Annotated in this window: 13 protein-coding genes; 9 read left to right on the forward strand and 4 right to left on the reverse strand. The window is 71.2% G+C overall.

The annotated features are described in order from the left end of the window. Nucleotides 1-12: 12 nt before the first annotated feature. A complete protein-coding gene (locus tag ACIGG8_RS39640) occupies nt 13-1,104 on the reverse strand; it encodes a hypothetical protein (RefSeq protein WP_396553436.1) in 1,092 nt (363 codons plus the stop codon). A gap of 143 nt (nt 1,105-1,247) precedes the next feature. Here ACIGG8_RS39640 and metH point away from each other — a divergent pair, with 143 nt between their 5' ends. From metH to ACIGG8_RS39655, 3 genes are all read left to right on the forward strand, one after another. Beyond that, a complete protein-coding gene (metH, locus tag ACIGG8_RS39645; RefSeq protein WP_396553437.1) occupies nt 1,248-4,760 on the forward strand; it encodes a methionine synthase in 3,513 nt (1,170 codons plus the stop codon). A 140-nt stretch (nt 4,761-4,900) separates the two neighbouring features. Then, a complete protein-coding gene (locus ACIGG8_RS39650; protein ID WP_350523856.1) occupies nt 4,901-5,605 on the forward strand; it encodes an HAD family phosphatase in 705 nt (234 codons plus the stop codon). A 257-nt stretch (nt 5,606-5,862) separates the two neighbouring features. Further along, a complete protein-coding gene (locus tag ACIGG8_RS39655; RefSeq protein WP_396553438.1) occupies nt 5,863-7,461 on the forward strand; it encodes an ABC transporter substrate-binding protein in 1,599 nt (532 codons plus the stop codon). Between the two features lie 97 nt (nt 7,462-7,558). On the opposite strand, the gene ACIGG8_RS39660 is transcribed toward ACIGG8_RS39655, so the two are convergent. Next, a complete protein-coding gene (locus ACIGG8_RS39660) occupies nt 7,559-8,230 on the reverse strand; it encodes a response regulator transcription factor (RefSeq protein WP_350523854.1) in 672 nt (223 codons plus the stop codon). After that, nucleotides 8,230-9,138, reverse strand: a complete 909-nt coding sequence (locus ACIGG8_RS39665; protein ID WP_350523853.1) for a RecB family exonuclease — start codon at nt 9,136-9,138, stop codon at nt 8,230-8,232. The genes ACIGG8_RS39660 and ACIGG8_RS39665 overlap by 1 nt, the downstream gene beginning before the upstream one ends. 162 nt (nt 9,139-9,300) lie before the next feature. Between ACIGG8_RS39665 and ACIGG8_RS39670 the strand changes: the two genes are divergently transcribed. The 3 genes from ACIGG8_RS39670 to ACIGG8_RS39680 all read left to right on the forward strand — a co-directional run bounded on the left by ACIGG8_RS39670 (nt 9,301) and on the right by ACIGG8_RS39680 (nt 12,307). Beyond that, on the forward strand, nt 9,301-10,518 hold the full coding sequence (locus ACIGG8_RS39670; RefSeq protein WP_396553440.1) for a site-2 protease family protein: 1,218 nt from the start codon (nt 9,301-9,303) through the stop codon (nt 10,516-10,518). A gap of 57 nt (nt 10,519-10,575) precedes the next feature. Next, nucleotides 10,576-11,535, forward strand: coding sequence for a tRNA (adenine-N1)-methyltransferase (locus ACIGG8_RS39675; protein WP_350523851.1), 960 nt, complete (start codon nt 10,576-10,578; stop codon nt 11,533-11,535). A gap of 160 nt (nt 11,536-11,695) precedes the next feature. Then, nucleotides 11,696-12,307: a hypothetical protein gene (locus ACIGG8_RS39680; protein ID WP_396553439.1), complete on the forward strand. Its 612-nt coding sequence runs from the start codon at nt 11,696-11,698 to the stop codon at nt 12,305-12,307. A gap of 13 nt (nt 12,308-12,320) precedes the next feature. Here ACIGG8_RS39680 and ACIGG8_RS39685 read toward each other — a convergent pair whose 3' ends face one another. Then, on the reverse strand, nt 12,321-12,626 hold the full coding sequence (locus tag ACIGG8_RS39685; protein ID WP_350523849.1) for a ferredoxin: 306 nt from the start codon (nt 12,624-12,626) through the stop codon (nt 12,321-12,323). Between the two features lie 285 nt (nt 12,627-12,911). Here ACIGG8_RS39685 and arc point away from each other — a divergent pair, with 285 nt between their 5' ends. From arc to ACIGG8_RS39700, 3 genes are all read left to right on the forward strand, one after another. Beyond that, the gene (arc, locus tag ACIGG8_RS39690) at nt 12,912-14,678 is read left to right on the forward strand and encodes a proteasome ATPase (protein ID WP_350523848.1); all 1,767 of its coding nucleotides are present in this window, start codon (nt 12,912-12,914) and stop codon (nt 14,676-14,678) included. A gap of 232 nt (nt 14,679-14,910) precedes the next feature. Then, on the forward strand, nt 14,911-16,422 hold the full coding sequence (gene dop, locus ACIGG8_RS39695; protein WP_350523847.1) for a depupylase/deamidase Dop: 1,512 nt from the start codon (nt 14,911-14,913) through the stop codon (nt 16,420-16,422). Between the two features lie 184 nt (nt 16,423-16,606). Next, the coding region (locus ACIGG8_RS39700) for a ubiquitin-like protein Pup (protein WP_396553441.1) at nt 16,607-16,738 on the forward strand (132 nt) is incomplete at its 3' end.

Below are 16,738 nucleotides of genomic sequence, written 5' to 3' on the forward strand. Positions count from 1 at the left end.
ACCCCGGCCGGGCTAGACGTCCACCCAGCCGCGCCGGTACGCCGCCCAGTTCTCGGGCGTCGAGGCGAAGTCGACGTAGAGCGCGACCCCGAAGTTCGGCCGTCGCAGGTCCTCCCGGCCCAGGCCCAGCCGGACGCCGCGGACGGCCGCGTCGACGGTCTCGGCGCGGCCCCAGTGGCCCCACTTGTCGTCCCAGTAGAACGGCAGGCCGATCAGCAGGTCCACGTCGGCCGGGGTGGCCTGCAGGGCGAGTTCGGTCTGCTGGGCGACGTAGCCGCCGTACAGCGGCTCGGTCGGCATCGAGGTGTCGTAGGTCATCACGGCGATCTGGTCGACCCGGCGGGCGGTCGCGGCGAAGTACGCCTGGTCCCACCACTTGCCGTGGTCGGTGAGCAGGATCCCGGCCGTGTGCAGGTCCGGGACCGGGTCGATCTGCGGGGCCGCCACCGAGAGCTTCGCGCCGCGCGCCGCGGTGACCGGGCGGACCTGGTCGAGCAGGGCCAGCCAGCCGGCCGAACCGGGGCGGATCGGCTCCATGTCGAAGTGCACGCCGTCGAAGCCGAGGTCCAGCACCTGGCCGGCGGAGGCGGTGACCCGGTCCCGGGTCGCGGCGTCCTCCAGGTCCAGGGCGTCCTTCTCCGGCTTGACCTCGTCACCCAGCCAGCCCTGCAGTCGTACGCCCGGCAGCACCCGGTGCACGGCGTCGGTGAACCAGCGGGCCTGCGGGTGGACGGCGGGCGGCAGCGAGCCGTCGTGCTCCAGCGGGCCGGTGTGCACGTACAGGTCGCGAATGCCGGTCCCGGCAAGTTGCCGCGCGAGGGCCTCGACGTCGGCCTCGCTCTTGCGGCCGTCCACCCAGGCGTGGCCGAGCCAGACCGCGTCCCGCCCCCGGGTGCGGGCTTCGGGGGCCGGGTCACCCGCATAGTGCAGTCGGATGGAGATGAACAACGAGCCCAGCGCGGCGACCGGCACGGCCACCACCAGCGCCAGGACCAGCAGGGCCCGGCGCCACCAGGACCACCGTCGCCAGCGGTCGCGCAGCGCCCGGAACGGGGCCGCCAGGGCCTTGCCGGTTTGCCGCAGCACCGTCCTGATCTTCGTCACGCGGTTGCTCCCCCCTTGCGGTCGAGCGCTCAGGATACGAAACGGGTCGGCGCGCCGACCGGTCGGCCGGATACGCTGGCCACGTGCGTCCCCGAGCAAGCGGGGGTGCAAAGCCGACAGCCGTCGCACCAGGGAGAAGCCCCATGGCCACTGCAGCCGATCCGTCCATCACTCAGCAGAGCCGCGCGAACGCGCTGCGTGAATCGCTCGCCACCCGGGTGGTGGTCGCCGATGGTGCGATGGGCACCATGCTCCAGGCGCAGGACCCGACGCTGGAGGACTTCCAGAACCTCGAAGGCTGCAACGAGGTCCTCAACATCACCCGGCCGGACATCGTCCGCTCCGTCCACGAGGCCTACTTCGGTGTGGGCGTGGACTGCGTGGAGACGAACACCTTCGGCGCCAACTTCGCCGCGCTCGGCGAGTACGACATCCCCGAGCGGATCTTCGAGCTGTCCGAGGCCGGTGCCCGGATCGCCCGCGAGAGCGCCGACGCGCACAGCGCCGCCGACGGCCGCGTCCGCTGGGTGCTCGGCTCGATCGGCCCCGGCACCAAGCTGCCGACCCTCGGCCACGCCCCGTACGAGACGCTGCGCGACGGCTTCCAGCAGAACGCGGCCGGGCTGATCGCCGGCGGCGCCGACGCGCTGCTGGTCGAGACCAGCCAGGACCTGCTGCAGACCAAGGCCGCCATCCTGGGCTCCAAGCGCGCCCTGGCCGAGGCCGGGCTGGACCTGCCGGTGCTGGTGCAGGTGACGGTGGAGACCACCGGCACCATGCTGCTCGGCTCCGAGATCGGCGCCGCGCTCACCGCGCTGGAGCCGCTCGGCGTGGACTACATCGGCCTCAACTGCGCCACCGGCCCGGCCGAGATGAGCGAGCACCTGCGCTACCTGGCCAAGAACGCCCGGATCGGCCTGTCCTGCATGCCGAACGCGGGCCTGCCGGTGCTCGGCAAGGACGGCGCCCACTACCCGCTCTCCCCGGCCGAACTGGCCGACGCGCACGACGTGTTCACCCGCGAGTACGGCCTCTCGCTGGTCGGCGGCTGCTGCGGCACCACGCCCGAGCACCTGCGCGCCGTGGTCGAGCGCGTCCAGGGCCGCGAGATCGCCGTGCGCGAGCCGCAGCCCGACCCGTCGGCCGCCTCGCTGTACCAGGCGGTGCCGTTCCGCCAGGACACCTCGTACCTCGCGATCGGCGAGCGCACCAACGCCAACGGTTCGAAGAAGTTCCGCGAGTCGATGCTGGCCGGCGACTGGCAGGCCTGCGTGGAGATCGCCCGCGACCAGATCCGCGACGGCTCCCACCTGCTGGACCTCTGCGTGGACTACGTCGGCCGCGACGGCGTCGCCGACATGAAGGAGATCGCGGGCCGCCTGGCCACCGCCTCCACCCTGCCGATCGTGCTGGACTCCACCGAGCCGGACGTGCTGCGGGCCGGCCTGGAGGCCCTGGGCGGCCGCGCGGTGCTCAACTCGGTGAACTACGAGGACGGCAACGCCCCCGACTCCCGCTTCGGCCGGATCGCCTCGCTGGCCCGTGAGCACGGCGCCGGCCTGATCGCGCTGACCATCGACGAGGAGGGCCAGGCCCGCACCGCCGACCTCAAGGTGGAGATCGCCGAGCGGCTGATCACCGAACTCACCACCGACTACGGCATCGACGAGGGCTCGATCCTGGTCGACTGCCTCACCTTCACCCTGGCCACCGGTCAGGAGGAGTCCCGCCGGGACGGCATCGAGACCATCGAGGCGATCCGCGAGCTCAAGCGCCGCCACCCGAAGGTGCAGACCACGCTCGGCCTGTCGAACATCTCCTTCGGCCTCAACCCGGCCGCCCGCGTGGTGCTCAACTCGGTCTTCCTGCACGAGTGCGTGGAGGCCGGCCTGGACTCGGCGATCGTGCACGCCTCCAAGATCCTGCCGATCTCCCGGATCCCCGAGGACCAGCGCGAGGCCGCCCTCGACCTCGTCTACGACCGCCGCCGGGACGGCTACGACCCGCTGAAGCGCCTGCTGGAGCTGTTCGAGGGCGTCTCCGCGGCCTCGGTCAAGGCCTCCAAGGCCGAGGAGCTGGCCGCGCTCCCGCTGGACGAGCGGCTGCAGCGCCGGATCATCGACGGCGAGCGCAACGGCCTGGAGGCCGACCTGGACGAGGCGCTGGCCGGACGCCCGGCGCTGGAGATCATCAACGACACCCTGCTGGCCGGCATGAAGGTGGTCGGCGAGCTCTTCGGCTCCGGCCAGATGCAGCTGCCGTTCGTGCTCCAGTCCGCCGAGGTGATGAAGACCGCGGTGGCCCACCTGGAGCCGCACATGGAGAAGTCCGACAGCGAGGGCAAGGGCACCATCGTGCTGGCCACCGTCAAGGGCGACGTCCACGACATCGGCAAGAACCTGGTCGACATCATCCTGTCCAACAACGGCTACAACGTCGTCAACCTGGGCATCAAGCAGCCGGTCTCGGCGATCCTGGACGCCGCGCAGGAGCACAAGGCGGACGTGATCGGCATGTCCGGCCTGCTGGTGAAGTCCACCGTGATCATGAAGGAGAACCTGGAGGAGCTCAACCAGCGCAAGCTGGCCTCCAGTTACCCGGTGATCCTCGGCGGCGCCGCGCTCACCCGCGCCTACGTCGAGCAGGACCTGCACGAGATCTACGAGGGCGAGGTCCGCTACGCCCGGGACGCCTTCGAGGGCCTGCGGCTGATGGACGCGCTGATCGCGGTCAAGCGCGGCGTGCCGGGCGCGGCCCTGCCGGAGCTCAAGCAGCGCCGACACGCCCGGGTCGAGGTGGAGGAGCCGGAGCCGGAGGTCAACCTCGGCCAGATCCGCTCCGACGTCGCCGTCGACAACACCGTGCCCACCCCGCCGTTCTGGGGCGACCGGATCGTCAAGGGCATCCCGTTCGCCGACTACGCCTCCTGGCTGGACGAGGACGCGCTGTTCAAGGGCCAGTGGGGCCTGAAGGCCGCGCGCAACGGCGACGGCCCGTCCTACGAGGAGCTGGTGGAGACCGAGGGCCGGCCGCGGCTGCGGGCCTGGCTGGACCGGCTGCAGACCGAGGGCTGGCTGGAGGCGGCCGTGGTCTACGGCTACTACCCGGCGAACTCCAAGGGCGACGACCTGATCGTCTTCCACGAGGACGGCACCGAGCGCACCCGCTTCACCTTCCCGCGCCAGCGCCGCGGCCGCCGGCTCTGCCTGGCCGACTTCTTCCGCCCGGAGGAGTCCGGGGTGCGGGACGTGGTCGGCCTGCAGGTGGTCACCATGGGCAACCGGATCTCGGAGGCGGCCAACGAGCTGTTCGCCGGGAACTCCTACCGCGACTACCTGGAGCTGCACGGCCTCTCGGTGCAGCTGGCCGAGGCGCTGGCCGAGTTCTGGCACGCCCGGGTCCGCTACGAGCTGGGCTTCTCCGGCGAGGACCCGCAGGACGTCAAGGACATGTTCGCGCTCAAGTACCGGGGCGCCCGGTTCTCGCTGGGCTACGGGGCCTGCCCCGAGCTGGAGGACCGCGCCAAGATCGCCGACCTGCTGAAGCCCGAGCGGATCGGCGTGGTGCTCTCCGAGGAGTTCCAGCTGCACCCGGAGCAGTCCACCGACGCGATCGTGATCCACCACCCGGAGGCGAAGTACTTCAACGCCCGGTAATCCGTACGTTCCGCTCCGTTCGCGCTTTCCGGACGAAGCGGGCGTATCCTTGATGATCCTGAACGGGCCGGTCCGCTCACCAGCGGGCCGGCCTGTGCCATCCCCGGGCGCGTTCCGGGGCCTGCCGGAAGGAACCCGCCATGACCACCAGCCCCACCGCCACCCGTGTCCTCGACCACGGGGACGACCGCGGCCTGCAGGCGGTGCTGCTGGACATGGACGGCACGCTGGTGGACACCGAGGACTTCTGGTGGCAGGCCGAGGTCTCGCTCTTCGCCGAGCTGGGCCACGAGCTGGACGAGGCGGACCGCGCCCACGTGGTCGGCGGGCCGATGACCCGGGTGATGGACTACCTGGTCGCCCGGACCGGGGTGGACATCGCCCCGGCCGACCTGGGCGTGCTGGTCAACCAGCGCTTCGTGGACCTGCTGGGCGGGGGAGTGCCGCTCATGCCGGGCGCCGAGCGCCTGCTCAACACCCTTGCCGCGCACGGGATCCCGGCCGCGATGGTGTCCGCCTCGCACCGGCACGTGATCGACATCGTGCTGCGCTCGCTGGGCGCCCACCACTTCGCCTTCACCATCGGCGGGGACGAGGTGCCGCGCACCAAGCCGTTCCCGGACCCGTACCTGGAGGCGGCCCGCCGGCTGGGCGCGGAGCCGGCCCGCTGCGTGGTGGTCGAGGACACCCCGACCGGGGTGAGCGCGGGCGAGGCGGCCGGCTGCCCGGTGATCGCGGTGCCCTCGGTGGCGGCGATCGAGCCGGCGCCCGGCCGGCTGGTGCTGCCCTCGCTGGAACAGGTCGACCTCGATCTGCTGCGCTCGCTGGTCGCCTCGCGGGTCTGAGCGGTGCGGCCCGAGGGCGGCCACCTCGGGTGTGATTGTCATCTCATTGCGACCTGGCCCTACCGGCCGGTACGTGGCTCGACACCGCTCCGACCCGGGGGGATCGGGGGAGAAAACGGGCATTGACTGACATCTCGTCGGGCGCGCGGTGATGCCCTGAACGGCCGTGTCCCAAACGTCATCTGCGCGGGTATCGGTCGTGCGTGTTCGATATGGCACGCTACTCGGGTTTCGTGCCACCGATAAGGACGCGCCCAGTGAAGACTTCAGCTGAACGCCTCGCAGTACTCGGCTGTGCCGGTCTCGTCGCCGTGACGGTGGCCGGCTGCGGATCGGTGACCGACGCCGTGAAGGGGGACAGCGGCAAGTCGATCACCATGGGCACCGCCCAGCTGACCGGCACGCTGGACCCGGCGACCTCCTACGACTCCGGCTCGTGGCTGGTCCTGCGCAACACCTTCCAGTCGCTGCTCACCTTCCCGGCCGCCGCCAGCTCGCCGACCCCGGACGCCGCGCAGTCGTGCGAGTTCACCGGCAGCGAGGCCACCGAGTACCACTGCACCCTGCGGCCCGGACTGAAGTTCTCGAACGGCCACCCGCTGACCGCCGCGGACGTGGTCTTCTCGATCGAGCGCACCCGGAAGATCAACGACCAGAACGGTCCGGTCTCCCTGCTCTCCTCGATCAAGTCCGTCGAGGCCAAGGGCGACAACGAGGTGCTGTTCCACCTCTCCGCGCCCGACGCCACCCTGCCGGCCAAGCTGGCCACCCCGGCCGGAGCCATCGTGGACCACCAGGTCTACCCGGCCGACAAGGCGCTGGCCAACGACAAGCAGGTCGGCTCCGGCCCGTACCGCATCGACTCCGTCGACGCCGACGGCAAGCAGGTCGGCAAGGTCGTGCTGTCCGCCAACGACAAGTACGGCGGCGACGCCAAGCTGCGGAACAGCAAGTTCACCGTCCGGTACTTCGACAAGGCGGAGGACCTGAAGGCCGCGCTGGACAAGGGCGACGTCGACCTCACCGACAACAGCCTGGAGCCGAACACCGCGGCCCAGATCCGCTCCGACCAGCAGGGCGGCAAGACCGACCTGCAGGTGACCGAGGGCGACAGCAACGACACCCGCTCGCTGGTCTTCAACACCAAGGACGCGGTCGGCGGCAACGTCGCGATCCGCCAGGCCGCCGCGCAGCTGGTGGACCGCAAGGCGCTCGCCCGCGACGTCTTCGCCCGGACCGTCCAGCCGCTGTACGCGATGGTCCCGGCCGGTGTCACCGGCCACAACACCGCGTTCTTCGACCGCTACGGCGACCAGGACGCGACCAAGGCCAAGAAGATCCTCACCGACGCCAAGGTCCAGACCCCGGTCAAGCTGACCATCACCTGGTCCCGCTCGCGGGCCGGCAGCAACGAGGCCGACACGCTGAAGAAGCAGCTGGAGGCCGGCGGCCTCTTCCAGGTCACCGTCCAGCAGGAGCCGGACTGGGAGGCCTTCAAGAAGGGCTGGGCCGACGGCAAGTACCAGGCCTACGTCATCGGTTGGTTCGCCGACTACCCGGACCCGGACAACTACATCTCCCCGCTGCTGGTCAACGGCGGTGCCTACCACCACGGTTGGGACGACCCGCGGATCAGCGGCAAGCTGGTGCCGGACGGCCTCAAGCAGGCCGACCGTAGCGCCGCCGCCGCCGGCTACGGGCAGATCCAGCAGATCGAGGCCGAGAGCGTGCCGCTGATCCCGCTGTACCAGAACAAGTCCTTCTACGCGGCCCGTTCGTACGTCACCGGCGTCGAGTCCACCGTCGACACCACCGGCTTCTTCCGCTTCTGGGAGATCAGCCGCACCGCCAAGTAGCGCCTGCAGGACGGCGGCCCGTCCGCTCCTCCGTCACCGGGGGAGCGGACGGGCCGCCGTCACGTTTCCGCGCGCCCGTACGGGCCGCGGGAGCCCGCTACAGGGTGCCCGGGCGCACCAGCCCGCTCTCGTAGGCGTACACCGCCGCCTGCACCCGGTCGCGCAGCTGGAGCTTGGTCAGCACGTGGCCGACGTGGGTCTTCACCGTGGTCTCGCTGACGAACAGCTCGGCCGCGATCTCGGCGTTCGACAGCCCGCGCGCCACCAGCTTCAGCACCTCCAGCTCCCGCTCGGTCAGCGCACTGAGCGCCTGCGGCGGCGCCTCGTCGCCCGAGGGCAGCTTGGTGGCGTACATGTCCAGCAGCCGCCGGGTGATGCTCGGCGCCAGCATCGCCGCGCCGTCCGCGACCACCCGGATCGCCTGCACCAGCTCCTCGGCCGGGACGTCCTTCAGCAGGAAGCCGCTGGCGCCCGCGCGCAGCGCCTCCACCACGTACTCGTCCAGGTCGAAGGTGGTCAGCACCAGCACCTTGGCCGGGCCGTCCCGCCCCGGGCCGGCGATCCGGCGGGTCGCCTCGACGCCGTCCATCCGCGGCATCCGGATGTCCATCAGCACCACGTCGGGCTGCAGCGCCCGCACCTGGTCCAGCGCCTGCTGACCGTCGCCGGCCTCACCGACCACCACCAGGTCGGACTCGGCCTCCAGGATCATCCGGAAACCGGTGCGCAGCAGCGGCTGGTCGTCGACCAGCAGCACTCGGATCGTCACTAGGACTCCTTGATCATCGGATCCCCCGTGGGATCGTCTTCATCAGACGTACGGGCCAGCGGCAGGGGGTACGGCGGCGGAGTACCGCCGAACTCCGGGCAGCTGGCCTGGTGGTCGCACCAGTCGCAGAGGCGGTTGCGGGTGGCCGGGAAGTCCCCGGTGGCCACGGCCAGGGCGATCCGCTCCCACAGCGCCTTCAGCTTGCGCTCCACCGCGAGCAGATCGGCCTCGTCCGGGTCGTAGCTGACCACGTCCCCGCCCCCGCCGAGGTAGACCAGCTGGAGGCGCTTGGGGATCACGCCCTTCCACCGCCACACCACCAGCGCGTAGAACTTCATCTGGAACATCGCCTTGCCCTCGAAGTCCCGCGAGGGCGCCCGGCCGGTCTTGTAGTCCACCAGCCGGACCTCGCCGGTCGGGGCGACGTCCACCCGGTCGATGTAGCCGCGCAGCAGCAGCCCCGAGTCCAGGGCCGTCTCCACGTACAGCTCCCGCTCCACCGGGTGCAGCCGGGTCGGGTCCTCCAGCCGGAACCACTGGCCGACCAGCTTCTCGGCGTCCGCCAGCCAGCGGGTGAGCGCCGCACCGTCCGGGTCGTCCGGGAACAACGACCCCAGCTCCGGCCGTTCACCGAGCAGCCGCTCCCACTGCGGGCGCAGCAGGCCCAGCGCCCGTTCCGGCGTGCGCTCGGCCGCCGGACTGTCGAACAGCCGCTCCAGCACCGCGTGCACCAGCGTGCCCCTGGTGGCCGCGGCGCTCGGTGGCTCGGGCAGCCGGTCGATCACCCGCAGCCGGTACAGCAGGGGACAGGTGAGGAAGTCCCCCGCCCGGGACGGGGACAGGCCGGTCGGCGGCGCCGCCCGGCGCTCCGCGGCCCCGGCGGCGCTGGTGGTGTCGGTCTGCTGCATGGCTACGACCCTATTGCCCTTCGCTGTCATCCCGCTGCCACCGGGCTGCCACCGGGGGGCCCGGAACGGGTATGAAGGCACCAGGAGGGGCGCGCGGCACCGGAGTGCCACGATCACGTAGCGTGGGCGCACCGGGGCACGACGGGGGCGACGACCGAAGGGATCACGGTGAGCGACAACAGGGGGCAACAGACCTCCGACCAGCCACCGCAGGACGACCGAGGGCGCCCGGCCGGGCAGCCGCCGGAGCGCCGCGGCGGCCTCCTGATGGGCCGGCCCTTCGGCGTGCCGGTCTACGTCACCCCCTCCTGGTTCGTCATCGCCGCGCTGATCACCTGGGTCTTCGGCGGACAGCTGAACGACGTGCTGCCCGACCTCGGCGGCACCCGCTACCTGGTCGCGTTCTCCTTCGCCGTCGCCTTCTACGCCTCCGTCCTGGTGCACGAACTCGCCCACACCGTGGTCGCGCTGCGCTACCGGCTCGGTGTGCGGCGGATCCAGCTGCAGTTCTTCGGCGGCGTCTCCGAGATCGAGAACGAGGCCACCACGCCCTGGCGCGAGTTCTGGCTGGCCTTCGTCGGCCCGCTGCTGTCGCTGGTGCTCGGCGGCCTGTTCTACCTCGGGGTGCGGGCCGTCGAGCTGTCCACCGTGCCCGGCGTGCTGCTCACCGGCCTGATGGTCTCCAACTTCGTGGTCGCCGCCTTCAACCTGCTGCCCGGGCTGCCGCTGGACGGCGGACGGATGCTGCGCGCCGTCGTCTGGGCGGTCACCGGCAGGCCGATGACCGGCACGGTGGCCGCCGCCTGGGTCGGCCGGGCGCTGGCGATCGTCGTGCTGTTCGGCCTGCCCCTGGTCAGCGCCGCCCGCGGGGTCGAGCGCACCACCACCGACACCCTGGTCGACGCGGTGCTGGCCGCCGTCCTCGCCGCGATCATCTGGAACGGCGCCACCGGCAGCGTGCGCAACGCCCGGCTCAAGGAGGCGCTGCCCGGCCTGCGGCTGCGCGACCTCGCCCGCCGGGCCGTCGAGGTCACCGCCGACACCCCGCTCGGCGAGGCGATGCGCCGCGCCCGCGAGGCCCAGGCCGGCGCGGTGGTCGTGGTGGACGGCCGGGGCGAGCCGATCGCCATCGTGCGCGAGTCCGCGGTCCGGGCCGTGCCCGAGCACCGGCGCCCCTGGGTGGCCGTCGGCCCGCTCTCCCGCGACCTCGAACCCGGGCTGCGGCTGGACGCCGACCTGCGCGGCGAGGACCTGCTGAGGGCCGTCCAGGCCACCCCGGCGGGCGAGTACCTGGTGGTCGAGCCGGACGGCCGGGTGTACGGCGTCGCCGCGCTCAGCGACATCGAGCAGCGCCTGACCGCGGCCGTCGCCGGCCGGTGACGGCCGCGACCGGGCCCTGGTGAGGCGGGGCGGCCCGCTTCCCTTAGGATTGTCCGCATGTCCGAACCGACCGGTGCCGCCCGCCGACGCGGGCCCTTCCAGGTCGGGGACCAGGTCCAGCTGACCGACCCCAAGGGTCGCCACTACACGTTCACGCTCCAGGCCGGGAACCAGTTCCACACCCACAAGGGTGCGTTCCCGCACGACGAGCTGATCGGCGCTCCCGAGGGCACGGTCGTGCGTACCACGGGGAACGTCCCGTACCTCGCGCTGCGCCCCCTGCTCCCCGACTACGTCCTGTCCATGCCGCGCGGCGCCGCCGTGATCTACCCCAAGGACGCGGGTCAGATCCTGGCGATGGCCGACATCTTCGCGGGTGCCCGCGTGGTCGAGGCCGGCGTCGGCTCGGGCGCGCTCAGCATGTACCTGCTGCGCGCCGTCGGCGAACAAGGCATGCTGGCCTCCTACGAGCGCCGGCAGGACTTCGCCGACATCGCCCAGGGCAACGTCGAGCGCTACTTCGGCGGGCCGCACCCGGCGTGGAAGCTCACCGTCGGCGACCTCCAGGACAACCTGGTCGAGTCCGACGTCGACCGCGTGATCCTCGACATGCTCGCCCCCTGGGAGTGCCTGGACGTCGCCTCCAAGGCGCTCGTCCCCGGCGGCCTCATCTGCTGCTACGTGGCCACCACCACGCAGATGTCCAAGACCGTCGAGGCGCTGCGCGAGCACGGCACCTTCACCGAGCCGCAGGCCTGGGAGACCATGGTCCGCACCTGGCACCTGGAGGGCCTGGCCGTCCGCCCGGACCACCGGATGATCGGCCACACCGGCTTCCTGCTCACCGCCCGCCGCCTGGCGGACGGCGTCGAGCCGCCGCTGCGCCGCCGCCGTCCGGCCAAGGGCGCGTACGGGGAGGACTACGACAACGGTTCGGCCGAGCCGACCCTGCAGGAGCGCGCCGCCGCCCGCAAGGCCGCCCGCACGACCGACGGCGACCAGCCCGACCTGGGCTGAGCCCGCACACCACGGAGGGGTGGCACGAGCGATCTCGTGCCACCCCTCCCGTCGTGCCGGCGCGCGCCCGCCTCCCCGCCCGCGGGTCCCCGGGCACCGTGTGGGACGATGCTCGCGCACGCAGACAGACCAGCTCCTGGAGCTCTGGAGGGGACGCCTGGTGGAGACCGCGGTCGGGACGACGGCGACGGCCGGACAGCAGAAACCGCAGGGCCGCACCCGGCCCGGGCACGTGCGCACCGCCCCCTGGCACTGGGCCCTGGCCCTGGCCGGCTGCGGCGCGGTGGTGGGCGCCGCCCTCGCCGCGTCCCCGGCGACCGGCACCCCGGTGCCCGTCCACGGCACCCCCGAGGCCCTCGCCGCGAGCGTCGCCCCCGACCCGGCCAAGGCCCAACTCCCGATCGACTGCGGCCCGTTCCCGGTCGCGACGGTGCTCAGCGTGCCCGCCCGGCTGGCCGACGGTCGCCCCGGCACCGTGGTCGCCGCGCACTGCGCCGCCGAGAACGGCACCCCGCCGGACGCCGTCTTCCTGCTCGGCTACGGCCCCGGCGACCGCCCCGCGGTGCTGGCCACCCTGCTCACCGAGCGCGAGAACCTGACCGTGAGCCGGCTCGCGGTGCGCTCCGACGGCGCCATCACCGGCCACGCGCAGGGGTATTCGAGCGAGGACGTGCCGCGCTTCCGGCCCGACATCTCACTGGACCTCACCTGGACGCCGAAGGGCGGCGGCTGGGAACGCTCCCAGACCACCGCCCCGGTCGGCCAGGCCTGACGGGCCCGCGCGGCTACTCCGCGTCCGGCCCGTACACCTCGACCCGGTCCGCGGCCCGGCGCACGTGGATGCACTCGCCGGGGCAGTCCTTCACCGAGTCCACCACGTCCTGAAGGAGCGTCAGCGGCACCGGGACGGTCTCCCCGGGCTGCTGGCGCAGCTCGTCGTCCGGCCCCTTCACGTAGGCGAGGCCGTCGATGTCGAGCTCGAAGACCTCCGGTGCGTACTGGACGCAGATCCCGTCGCCGGTGCACAGGTCCTGGTCGATCCACACCTCCAGCTCTCCGGTCGCCGCGGCCGTCTGCTCGGTCACCGACATGGTCCCCTGCCGTTTCTGTCCCGGGTCGCCCATTTCTGGGTGCAATCCCGCCATTCGTACAACGATCGGACCTCGGGTAGTGGTCGCGATCGGATATCACTTCGCTCGACGATACATCTGGCCCGCTTTGGGTGGTGCGCGGTGGGTATCCCCCTTAGCAGAGGGGAAGCACGCTGGGGCGAAGATCGGACACGCCCGTTCCATCTTTCTTGATCTAGGGGTTTACGGACCCCTGGTCCCAGGTAGGGTCTGGAAGCGTCCAGCTCCCCGGAGGAGGTGAGGACCGTGGCAGCCCACGATGACGACTACAACCGCAGCACCGGCAGGCCCGCTCGTGGTTCCGACGAGGCCGCTCAGGTCTCGTACCTTGAGCAGGAAATCGCCGTGCTGCGCCGCAAGCTCGCCGACTCGCCGCGCAATTCGAGAATCCTCGAAGAGCGGATCGTCGAGCTCCAGACCAACCTGGCCGGCGTGACCGCCCAGAACGAACGGCTCGCCTCCACCCTGCGAGAGGCCCGCGACCAGATCGTGGCCCTCAAGGAGGAAGTGGACCGGCTGGCACAGCCCCCGGCCGGTTTCGGCACCTTCCTCGAAGCCAACGAGGACGGGACCGCGGACATCTTCACCGGCGGGCGCAAGCTCCGCGTGAACGTCAGCCCCAACGTCGCCCTCGACGAGCTGCGGCGCGGCCAGGAAGTGATGCTCAACGAGGCCCTCAACATCGTGGACGCGATGGCCTTCGAGCGCATCGGCGAGATCGTCACCCTCAAGGAGGTCCTGGAGGACGGCGAACGCGCCCTGGTTCTCGGCCACACCGACGAGGAGCGGGTGGTGCGCCTCGCCGAACCGCTGCGCGAGCTCACCATCCGGGCGGGGGACGCCCTGCTGCTGGAACCGCGTTCCGGCTACGTGTACGAGGTCGTGCCGAAGGCCGAGGTCGAGGAGCTGGTCCTCGAAGAGGTCCCGGACATCGACTACCGCCAGATCGGCGGCCTGAGCAACCAGATCGAGCTGATCCGCGACGCGGTCGAGCTGCCGTACCTGCACGCCGACCTCTTCAAGGAGTACGAGCTGCGCCCGCCCAAGGGCGTGCTGCTGTACGGCCCGCCCGGCTGCGGCAAGACGCTGATCGCCAAGGCCGTCGCCAACTCGCTGGCCAAGAAGGTCGCGGAGGTCACCGGCCGCCCGCAGGGGAAGAGCTACTTCCTCAACATCAAGGGCCCCGAGCTGCTCAACAAGTACGTGGGCGAGACCGAGCGGCAGATCCGCCTGGTCTTCCAGCGGGCCCGGGAGAAGGCGGGCGAGGGCACCCCCGTCATCGTCTTCTTCGACGAGATGGAGTCGCTCTTCCGCACCCGCGGCTCCGGCGTCAGCTCGGACGTGGAGAACACCATCGTCCCCCAGCTGCTCGCCGAGATCGACGGCGTGGAGGGCCTGGAGAACGTCATCGTCATCGGCGCCTCGAACCGCGAGGACATGATCGACCCGGCGATCCTGCGGCCCGGCCGCCTGGACGTCAAGATCAAGATCGAGCGCCCGGACGCCGAGGCCGCGAAGGACATCTTCTCCAAGTACCTCAAGGACTCGCTGCCGTTCCACCCGGACGACCTCAAGGAGCACGACGGCTCCGTCGAGGCCACGGTGGCCGCGATGATCCAGTCGGTGGTGGAGCGGATGTACTCCGAGACCGAGGAGAACCGCTTCCTGGAGGTCACCTACGCCAACGGTGACAAGGAGGTCCTGTACTTCAAGGACTTCAACTCCGGTGCGATGATCCAGAACATCGTCGACCGCGCGAAGAAGATGGCCATCAAGGACTTCCTCGACCACGGTCAGCGGGGCCTGCGCGTCTCCCACCTGCTCGCCGCCTGCGTGGACGAGTTCAAGGAGAACGAGGACCTCCCGAACACCACCAACCCGGACGACTGGGCCCGCATCTCCGGCAAGAAGGGCGAGCGGATCGTCTTCATCCGCACGCTGGTCACCGGCAAGCAGGGCGCCGAGTCCGGCCGCTCCATCGACACTGTCGCCAACACGGGGCAGTACCTGTAGGGAAGCACGCGGTTACCCGGGCCCGAAGCGGTCCCCGGAGCTGTACGCACACCGTCCGGCTGTGGCGCCTCGCGGCCCCGCAGCCGGACGGCGCGTCTCGGGGCCCGCCGGTCGGCGCCGGGTTCTAGGCTCGACCCACCGTCCGCGGGCAGATGGCCGGCGCCGGTGTTGTTCAGCGGTACGTCAGCGTGTTCCGCCCGCCGGGGGCGGCGCACCGGGCAAGGAGGGCCGCATGACCGTACGGCGCGTGATGGGCATCGAGACCGAGTACGGGATCTCCGTGCCCGGGCACCCCAACGCCAACGCCATGCTCACCTCGTCCCAGATCGTCAACGCCTACGCGGCGGCGATGCACCGGGCACGGCGGGCCCGCTGGGACTTCGAGGAGGAGAATCCGCTGCGCGACGCGCGGGGCTTCGACCTGGCGCGCGAGGTGGCGGACGCCAGCCAGCTGACCGACGAGGACATCGGCCTCGCCAACGTCATCCTCACCAACGGGGCCCGGTTCTACGTGGACCACGCGCACCCCGAGTACAGCTCGCCCGAGGTGACCAACCCGCGCGACGCCGTGCTGTGGGACAAGGCCGGCGAACGGATCATGGCGGCCGCCGCGCAACGCGCGCTGGAGCTGCCCAACGGGCAGAACATCCACCTGTACAAGAACAACACCGACAACAAGGGCGCCTCCTACGGTACCCACGAGAACTACCTGATGAAGCGGGCGACGCCGTTCGCCGACATCGTGCGCCACCTCACCCCGTTCTTCGTCTCCCGCCAGGTGGTCACCGGCGCCGGCCGGGTCGGCATCGGCCAGGACGGCTCGGCGCACGGCTTCCAGATCAGCCAGCGCGCGGACTACTTCGAGGTCGAGGTCGGTCTGGAGACCACGCTCAAGCGGCCGATCATCAACACCCGGGACGAACCGCACGCCGACGCCGAGAAGTACCGCCGGCTGCACGTGATCATCGGGGACGCCAACCTCTCCGAGATCTCCACCTACCTCAAGCTGGGCACCACCTCGCTGGTCCTGTCGATGATCGAGGACTCCTTCATCGCCTCCGACCTCGCGGTCGACCAGCCGGTGCGCACCCTGCACCGGGTCTCCCACGACCCGACGCTCAAGCACCTGATCACCCTGCGCAACGGGCGCAAGCTCACCGCCGTCCAGCTGCAGCTGGAGTACTTCGAGCTGGCCCGCAAGTACGTCGAGGACCGCTTCGGGACGGACGCGGACGAGCAGACGGTGGACGTGCTGGCCCGCTGGGAGGACGTCCTGGGCCGGCTGGAGCGCGACCCGATGTCGCTGTCCAGGCAGCTGGACTGGATCGCCAAGCGGGAGATCCTGGAGGGCTACCGCAGCCGGGACGCCCTGGAGTGGTCGAACCCGCGGCTGCAGCTGGTCGACCTCCAGTACAGCGACGTGCGGGCCGAGAAGGGCCTCTACAACCGCCTGGTGGCCCGCGGGCGCTTCGAGCGGCTGCTGACCGAGGACGAGGTCGAGCGGGCCGTCTCCAAGCCCCCGGAGGACACCAGGGCCTACTTCCGCGGGCGCTGCCTGGAGCAGTACGCGGACCACGTCGCCGCGGCCTCCTGGGACTCGGTGATCTTCGACCTGCCGGGCCGGGACTCGCTGCAGCGCGTGCCCACGCTGGAGCCGCTGCGGGGCACCCGCAACCACGTCAAGGAGCTGCTGGACCGCTGCCGCACGGCGGAGGACCTGCTCCGGGTGCTGTCCGGCGGGTAACTTTTCGATCACCACGGGTGAACGTCCGCCGAATGGGAATCATCCGGGGTGGCAGCGGGTGTTGGACAGGAAGCGCCACCGGCAAACCGGGAGCGGCAGTCGCACCTTGTGTATAGGGTCGGTGCCAACCGGCAACGACCCAACCGACCAAACCGTGCCAGACGAATCGAGCGGGGTGAGGGAAATGGCGAGCAAGGACACCGGCGGCGGCCAGCAGCGGGCAAACCGCTCCTCCGAGGAGGTCGAGGAGCAGGCCGCGGAAACGCAGAATTCCGACGACCTCAAGGAACGCCAGGAAAAGCTGAGCGACGACGTC

Source organism: Kitasatospora sp. NPDC085464 (assembly GCF_044541955.1).
Classification (GTDB): Bacteria; Actinomycetota; Actinomycetes; order Streptomycetales; family Streptomycetaceae; genus Kitasatospora.